Source organism: Mycobacterium sp. (genome assembly GCF_049585075.1).
GTDB lineage: Bacteria > Actinomycetota > Actinomycetes > Mycobacteriales > Mycobacteriaceae > Mycobacterium.
Map to the genome: position 1 here is coordinate 1 of NZ_JBAUZA010000138.1, position 8,083 is coordinate 8,083.

The following is an 8,083-nucleotide window of genomic DNA, read 5'->3' on the forward strand; positions in this document are numbered from 1 at the left end:
AGGCGGCCCGATGGCCGGCGGCACTTCGGCGACGTGCGACGCGGCGCCGGGCGCGCCGTACACCTTGGCTTGGAAGCCCGCCACAACCGCCGCAAGTGCCACCGCGGTGGTGATCAGCACCATCAGCGGTCGCGCTCGCACGGCTCTCCTCCCACAGCCCCCTAACGGTCTTATGTACCATTCGCCCACGTCACGGCTGGCTAACCGGAATCGGCGATTCGCGCTGATTTCATTGCCTGGTCCCGATCTGGCACAATTGACCAGTTGTCTCCAGCGGTTGCCGGTCGGCCGGTCCGCTCCCGCCTGCTGCGAGACACGCCCAGATGCCCGAATCCATCGGCTCGGTTGACTGTCCACGCTCTGGCAGCGTGCAGCCCGCAGCCGCGACCGCAAGGAAGTGTCTTCCGACATGAACACGCTGGACTTCGTCGACAAGGCGTCGCTGCGCGACGACATCCCGGCTTTCGGCCCCGGCGACACGATCAATGTGCACGTCAAGGTGATCGAGGGCGCCAAAGAGCGCATCCAGGTGTTCAAGGGCGTCGTGCTGCGTCGCCAGGGCGGCGGCGTCCGGGAGACCTTCACCGTTCGTAAGGAGAGCTACGGCGTGGGCGTCGAGCGGACCTTCCCGGTGCACTCGCCGAACATCGACCACATCGAGGTTGTGACCCGCGGTGACGTCCGTCGCGCCAAGCTCTACTACCTGCGCGAGCTGCGCGGCAAGAAAGCCAAGATCAAAGAGAAGCGCTGACCCGCCGAGCGGCGGCAGGCGGCGCCGACGCGCATCGTTGCCCGGTTAGGCTGACGCAGTGACCGAAACCACCGACTCGTCGCCTGAGGGCCAACCCAACTCTGATCCGGCTGAGCCAGACGTCGCGACAAGCCAACCGGCCACCACCGAATCAAGCAGTGCGGACACCGACACCAACGAGGACGAACCCGAGGGCAAAAAGAAGGCGGCGCTGCGGGAAACCGTCGTCCTTGCAGCGATTGCGCTGGTGCTCTACTACGTCATGTTGACGTTTGTGGCGCGGCCGTACCTGATCCCGTCGGAGTCCATGGAACCGACGCTGCATGGATGTTCGGGCTGCGTCGGCGACCGGATCATGGTGGACAAGGTCACCTTCCGTTTCGGCTCACCGCACCCCGGCGACGTCATCGTGTTCAAAGGGCCGCCGACGTGGAACCTGGGTTACAAGTCGATCCGCTCGCACGATGCTCCACTGCGCTGGGTGCAAAACGCGCTGTCGTTCATCGGCTTTGTGCCCCCCGACGAGAACGACCTCGTCAAGCGTGTCATCGCGGTGGGTGGACAGACCGTGCAGTGCCGGAGCAATACCGGGTTGACGGTCAACGGCGCGCGGTTGAAAGAGCCTTATCTGGATCCGGCCACGATGAACGCCGAGCCATCGGTGTACCCGTGTCTGGGCCCCGAGTTCGGGCCGGTCACCGTCCCACAAGGGCGGTTGTGGGTGATGGGGGACAACCGCACCCATTCGGCGGACTCCCGAGCCCACTGCACCAGTACCCCCGCCGACGCAGTTAACGGATTGCTGTGCACGGGTGATCCGATGGCGGGCACCGTGCCGGTGGGCAACGTCATCGGTAAGGCAAGGTTCATTGTGTGGCCGCCGTCGCGATGGGGTGGTGTGCGTTCGCTCAATCCGCAGCAGAATCAGTAGGCATGGCCACCGCATGGCCGCCACGGACGGTAATTCGTAAATCCTCGGGCTTGCGCACCCTGGAGTCGGCGCTGTACCGCAGCGGTCTTGGACCGGTAGCGGGTGTGGACGAGGTCGGCCGCGGAGCCTGCGCCGGGCCCCTGGTGGTCGCCGCTTGTGTGCTTGGCCCGGGACGACTGGAAAGCCTTGCTGCGCTTGATGATTCGAAGAAGCTCAACGAAAACACGCGGGAGAAGCTGTACCCGTTGATTTGCCGCTACGCGCTGGCCTACCACGTGGTGTTTATCCCGTCAGTCGAGGTTGACCGGCGCGGCGTGCATGTAGCAAACATCGAAGGGATGCGACGGGCAGTTGCCGGGCTGTCGCTGCGTCCCGGCTATGTGCTCAGCGACGGATTTCGGGTGCCGGGACTGCCGGTGCCGTCGCTGCCGGTGATCGGCGGCGACGCGGCGGCGGCTTGTATCGCTGCCGCCAGTGTGCTGGCCAAGGTCAGCCGGGACCGGTTGATGGTGGCAATGGACGCCGACCACCCGGGCTACGGGTTCGCCGAGCACAAGGGATACAGCACCATTGCCCACTCTGCCGCGCTCAACGAGCTGGGCCCCTGTGCCGAGCATCGGTACTCGTTCATCAACGTCCGGCGGGTGGCGACCGGATCGGGGGTCAGTCGGGTCGTGGCCGAGTGCATGCCGGATCCCTGCGACGACGACGGGTGGGGAAAGATGGAACCGGACCGCACGCGGTCCGAGGAGAAGTCGGGTAGATCGGACGGAGAAGGACGGCTGAGCAGATGAGTGCCGAAGATCTCGAAAAGTACGAAACCGAGATGGAGCTCTCGCTGTACCGCGAATACAAGGACATCGTGGGCCAGTTCAGCTACGTGGTGGAAACCGAGCGCCGGTTCTACTTGGCAAACGGTGTCGAGATGGTGCCACGAAATGCAGAGGGCGAGGTCTACTTCGAACTGCGGCTCTCTGACGCGTGGGTATGGGATATGTACCGGCCGGCCCGCTTCGTCAAGCAGGTCCGGGTGGTCACCTTCAAAGACGTCAACATCGAAGAGGTCGAGAAACCCGAGTTACGGCTGCCCGAGTAAGCGGGCAGCCAGCGCTGTCGCTAGCCCGATGACTGATCGCGGTCGCCGAATATCGGACTACCGCGGTGCTCGATGACTGTCCGTGCCACATCGGCGAGTTTGATGTTCAAATCCTGGGAATACCGCCGCAGCACGTCGAAGGCCTGGTGCTCGTCGATGCCGTTCAGCATCATCAGCATGCCGACGGCCTTGCCGATTTCCCGGTTGCTGATCAGTCCGCGCCGCAGGGTGGCCACATCCTCACCTTGTGCAACGGCATTGATCGCCACACTGGCGAATGATGCCAGCACGATGGCTTGGCCGGCGGCCTCGGCGTCGAAGACGCCTGCTTTATCGCTGAACAGATTGAGCGCTCCGGATTTGCGCCGATCGACCAGGATGCGAAATCCCATCGCGCCGCGGACGGGGGTCTCGGCGACCAGCCGGGCGGCCAGCTTGGGCCATTGGCTCGGCGTGGTCAGGTCTGGTTCGACCTGCGGTTTCTCTTCTTCGATCGCGTCGACGCATGGTCCGTCGCCGGCGAGGCGTTCCATGTCGTCGATTCGCTGCGCGATCCGGTCGCTCGCGCCGACAGTGACATAACGACGGTCGCGGCGGACCAGCAAGCTGGCGTGATCGCAGCCCGTTACGACCAGCGTCGCGGCGACACAGATCGCCGCGTAGACCTCACTTGAGTCCGAGCCCCGGTAGATGATTTCGGCCAGCGCCGCAAAAACCGTGGCAGGGTCTGCCGTCGGGGGTGCTCCCCCCGGCCCGGTGCTCACCTCGTCTCCCACGTCGTCCATCATTTCAGGCCGGTTCCACGCTGCGTCATTGGATTGACATTTCAGCTGGCGAGCGCAAAGAACCCAGGCGTCAAGATCCCGTAAGGAAGGCGGCGGCCAACCCGGGGATTGGTTAGGAATATCGGATGACCGGATTGGCCGACGAGCAGAAAATCCAGTCGTCGTTCTACGACGGCTGGAAGCGGGTTTTCCTCGGCAAGCCAATGATCACCGACGACCTTCAGCATGAAAAGTTGTCGAATTCCGTTGCGCTCGGTGCGCTTTCACCCGATGCGATCTCTTCGACGGCTTATGGGCCCGAGCAGATCATGGTTGAGTTGCTACCGGGTGCCGGGATGGCCGCCTTCGTATTACTGCTGCCGCTGATCGGCGTGATCCTGCTGATTTTGGCACTGGTGGCCGCGTCGTATCGACAAGTGGTCGTGGCCTACACCCGCGCCGGTGGTTCCTACATCGTGGCCAGGGAAAATTTCGGGCCCCGGGTGGCGCAGGTCGCGGCCGCGGCGCTGTTGATCGACTACGTGGTCACGGTGGCCATCCAGTGTGCGGCCGGCACCGTGGCGGTGGTGTCGGCGATACCAGCGCTGGGTCCCTACAGCCTGGAAATCACCATCGGCGCGGTGCTCATCTTCTGTTATGCGAACCTGCGTGGCTTGCGGGAGGCGGGCCGGACCTTCGCAGTGCCGACGTACTGGTTCGTCGGCATGCTCACGCTGATGATCGTGGTCGGCGTTGTTCGTGAAATCTTCTTCAGCCTGCCGCAATACGATCCGCAGCACATTGCCGGGGCGGTGCCGGTACAGCAGGGCAACGGCCTGGTGATGGGTGCGACCGTCCTTGTGATACTTCGGGCGTTCGCCAACGGCGGCTCGTCGCTGACCGGGGTCGAGGCGATCTCCAACACCGTCAACCTGTTTCGTAAGCCCGAGGGCATCAACGCGCGCCGGGTGCTCACCGTCATGGCCTGGATCCTCGGGCTGTTGTTGGCCGGTGTGGCGTGGCTGGGTTACGCGACTCACGCCACGCCATATACGGCCGGATATCCTTCGATGCTTTCCGAGATCAGCCGTGCGGTCTTTGGTCACGGAATCGTCGGTAACGTCTTGTACTTCCTGTTGCAGGCGGCCAGCGCGACGATCTTGTACAACGGCGCCAACACCAGCTTCAACGGCTTTCCCGCACTGACTCACTTTGTTGCCGAGGACCGCTTCCTGCCACGGCCACTGATGAAGCGCGGTCATCGGCTGGTGTTCTCCAATGCCATCATCCTGTTAGCCGTGCTGGCGGTGGCGCTCTTAGTCGCCACAGGAGGCTCCGTTAACGCGCTGGTGCCGATGTTCGCCATGGGCGTGTTCACCGCGTTCTCGATCGCCGGTTACGGCATGACCAAACACCACCTGACCCAGCGTGGGCCCGGCTGGCACTACAAGCTGGTCATCAACCTGTCGGCGGGCATCTTGTCGACGAGTGTGGTGGCGATCTTTGCGATCGCGAAATTCGCCGAGGGCGCCTGGCTGGTGGTGGTGGTCTTCCCGGTCCTGGTGCTGGCGCTGATGCGGCTCAACCGGCAATATCGCGCCGAGGCCTCGGTCTTGGAGATGTCCCGCATCGAAGGTGCCGACCTGGCCAAGCACCATCGGCATCGGGTTTTTGTCCTGGTGGACAGCATCGACCTCGCCGAGATCGAGGCGATGCGCTACGCCCAAGGGCTGCACGCCGACGAGCTGACCGCGGTGCATTTTGTGCTAGACGCTGAGCGGGCCACGCGGCTGCAGGAGAGCTGGCAGGACTTCGGGCACATCACCAAGTTGCGGTTGGTCGGCTGTCTGGATCGCAACGTGAGCCGGGCCGCCCACGACCTGGTCTTGCAGGTCAAGCAGGAACATCCGGACGCTACGGTGACCGTGCTTTTGCCGCGTCGAACGTATTCGGCGTTGCTGGGCCGGCTGCTGCACGACCGCACTGCGGACAAAATCGCCGCGGTGGTCAGCCGGATCCCCGGCACTAGTGCGCAAATCGTGGCCTATGACATCGTGTCCCGGATCGCACAAGCTCAAGCCACTCGGGCAGCAAGCTTGAAGCTTGCCCAAAGTCACCAGGACTCCACCCCAGAACCTAAGGTGACCACGCCCATCACCTGAATCCCAACGCGAGAGTACGGCCCTGCGGTGTCTGAGAGCTTCCTGACAGAAACCCTAAGGTTGGATGCGGATCCGTGGCGAGGCCGGTAAGAACTGCCGTAGCCGAGCGGAGACGCTAATCTCACGGTCGTGAGTAGTCGGCTCGTTAAAGGGGCGGGAAACACTTGGCTGTGACAGACATGACAGATACAGATCTGCCTGACGAAGAGAAGGTCCCGTCGACCTTTTCCGACGCCTGGAAGCGGTTCTTCCTTGGGAAGCCACTGATCAACGAGCATCTGGAACACGAAAGTTTATCCAATACCGTTGCGCTAGGCGCGCTTTCGCCGGACGCGATCTCATCGACGGTTTATGGCCCCGAGCAGATCATGGTCGAACTGCTGCCGGCTGCCGGGCTGGCCGCGTTCGTGTTGGTGCTTCCGATCGCTGCTGTCATCTTGTTGATCTTGGCGTTGGTGTCCGCCTCTTATCGGCAGGTTGTGATGGCCTACACCCAACGGGGTGGCTCCTACGTGGTGGCGCGGGCCAATTTCGGGCCACGGATCGCGCAGATCTCCTCGGCGGCGCTGCTGATCGACTACGTGGTCACCGTCGCGGTGCAGTGTGCGTCGGGGACGTTCGCGGTGGTCTCGGCGGTACCTCGGCTCGGTTCCTATCACTTGGAAATCACCATCGCCGCGTTGCTGCTGATTTCTTTCGCAAATTTGCGCGGAATGAAGGAGGCGGGCCGGATCTTCGCGGTGCCGGTTTACGCCTTCATTGCCATGCTCACGGTGCTGATCGTGACCGGCGTCGTCCGCAGTATCTTGGGGGATTTACCGCAGTACGATCCGGAGCACATTCCTGGGGCGGTGCCGGTACATCAGGGCAACGGGCTGATCATGGGAGCCACGATCCTCATTTTGCTTCGCGCGTTCGCCAACGGGGGCACTTCGTTGACCGGGGTTGAGGCGATCGCCGACGCGGTCAATGTCTTTCGTAAGCCGCAGGGGCCCAACGCCCGCCGGGTACTGACGCGCATGGCTTGCGTTCTCGGATTCTTGCTGGTTGGCGTGATTTTCCTCGTGCACGCCACTCACGCCACTCCTTATATCGCCGAGTATCCGTCGATGCTTTCCGAGGTCGGCCGTGCGGTCTTCGGCAACGGCGTGATCGGCAAGGTCATGTACGTCCTTCTTCAGACGGCCAGCGCGGCAATCTTGTTCTTCGGCGCCAATACCAGCTTCAATGGCTTTCCCGCGCTGACCAGCTTCGTCGCAGAGGACAGCTTCCTGCCCCGGCCGATGATGAAACGTGGTCATCGGCTGGTGTTCTCCAACGCGATCATCGTGCTGACCGCGCTGGCGCTGACGCTGCTGATTATCACCGGCGGCTCCGTTGACGCGGTGGTGCCGATGTTCGCGATGGGCGTGTTCACCGGCTTCTCGATGGCCGGCTACGGCATGACCAAACACTGGCTGACCCATCGCGATCCCGGTTGGCGGCGCAAGTTGGTGATCAACCTGTCCGCGGCGATCCTGTCGACGATCGTGGTGTTGATTTTCGCGGTCGCCAAGTTCACCGAGGGTGCCTGGCTGGTGGTAGTGGTGTTCCCGATTCTGGTGTTCGGATTGATGCGGCTCAACCGCCAGTATCGCGCCGAGACATCGGTTCTGGAGATGTCGCGAACCGAGCATGCTGAGTTGGTTAAGCACGCGCGGCACCGCGTATTCGTATTTGTGGACCACTTCGATCTCGCGGTGGTCGAGGCGCTGCACTACGCCGCCGGGTTGCAACCAGACAAACTGACCGCGGTGCACTTCGTGATCGATGCGGTGCACGCCTCGCGGCTGCAAAAGCGCTGGGAGCACTACGAGGACCAGACTCCACTACGGATGACCGAGTGCCCGGATCGCCACCTGAGTCGGGCCGCGCAAGAACTGGTCCTGCAAGAGATCAAAGACAATCCAGGCACCAAGGTGACGGTGTTGTTGCCCCGGCGAACATATGCGCCGCTGGTGGGCCGGCTATTGCACGACCGCACCGCCGACAGGATGGCTGCGGCCGTCAGCAGGATTCCGGATGCGACCGCGCAAATCCTGGCCTACGACGTGGGATCTCGGATCGCACGGGCGGCCGTGGTGATCAAGTGACGGGTTAGCCGCTCGAACCGATACTTACGAACCGGTGATCCGGGCTTCCTCGAGGTCGAAGTCACGTTCGATGGTGCGCAACAACGTCGCGTTGATGCGCCCGTCGCGCCGCAATTCCATCAGCACTGATCGCTCGACTCCCAGCAATTCCAGTCGCAGTGCCCGGTAGCGTTGCATCTCCCGGGCTTCGTCGGAGTCGTCATCGCTTGGCGGGCTCAGTTGCAGGCGTCTCACCTTGGCCTCGTAC

At 63.0% G+C, this 8,083-nt stretch carries 5 protein-coding genes and 3 pseudogenes; 6 read left to right on the plus strand and 2 right to left on the minus strand.

Features of this window, described 5'->3' with window-relative positions:
• The first annotated feature begins 409 nt into the window (after window positions 1–409).
• From rplS to WB785_RS06540, 4 genes are read left to right on the plus strand one after another with little or no spacing between them, the layout of a single operon-like run.
• Window positions 410–751: a 50S ribosomal protein L19 gene (rplS, locus tag WB785_RS06525; RefSeq protein WP_424077964.1), complete on the plus strand. Its 342-nt coding sequence runs from the start codon at window positions 410–412 to the stop codon at window positions 749–751.
• Window positions 752–809: 58 nt separating this feature from the next.
• Window positions 810–1,682 (plus strand): signal peptidase I, encoded by an 873-nt coding sequence (gene lepB, locus WB785_RS06530; protein ID WP_424077965.1) that lies wholly within the window; start codon window positions 810–812, stop codon window positions 1,680–1,682.
• A gap of 2 nt (window positions 1,683–1,684) precedes the next feature.
• The gene (locus WB785_RS06535; RefSeq protein WP_424077966.1) at window positions 1,685–2,476 is read left to right on the plus strand and encodes a ribonuclease HII; all 792 of its coding nucleotides are present in this window, start codon (window positions 1,685–1,687) and stop codon (window positions 2,474–2,476) included.
• Complete coding sequence (locus WB785_RS06540; protein WP_424077967.1) at window positions 2,473–2,778, plus strand: DUF2469 domain-containing protein; 306 nt, start codon at window positions 2,473–2,475, stop codon at window positions 2,776–2,778. The genes WB785_RS06535 and WB785_RS06540 overlap by 4 nt, the downstream gene beginning before the upstream one ends.
• A 20-nt stretch (window positions 2,779–2,798) precedes the next feature.
• Here WB785_RS06540 and WB785_RS06545 read toward each other — a convergent pair whose 3' ends face one another.
• Window positions 2,799–3,563, minus strand: a complete 765-nt coding sequence (locus WB785_RS06545) for a GAF and ANTAR domain-containing protein (RefSeq protein ID WP_424077968.1) — start codon at window positions 3,561–3,563, stop codon at window positions 2,799–2,801.
• Between the two features lie 125 nt (window positions 3,564–3,688).
• On the opposite strand from WB785_RS06545, the pseudogene WB785_RS06550 reads away from it, so the two are divergent.
• Window positions 3,689–5,617: pseudogene (locus tag WB785_RS06550) on the plus strand (APC family permease); the annotation flags it as partial.
• A 266-nt stretch (window positions 5,618–5,883) separates the two neighbouring features.
• A pseudogene (locus WB785_RS06555) lies at window positions 5,884–7,818 on the plus strand (APC family permease); the annotation flags it as partial.
• Window positions 7,819–7,860: 42 nt separating this feature from the next.
• On the opposite strand, the pseudogene WB785_RS06560 reads toward WB785_RS06555, so the two are convergent.
• Window positions 7,861–8,083, minus strand: a pseudogene (locus WB785_RS06560) (hypothetical protein); the annotation flags it as partial.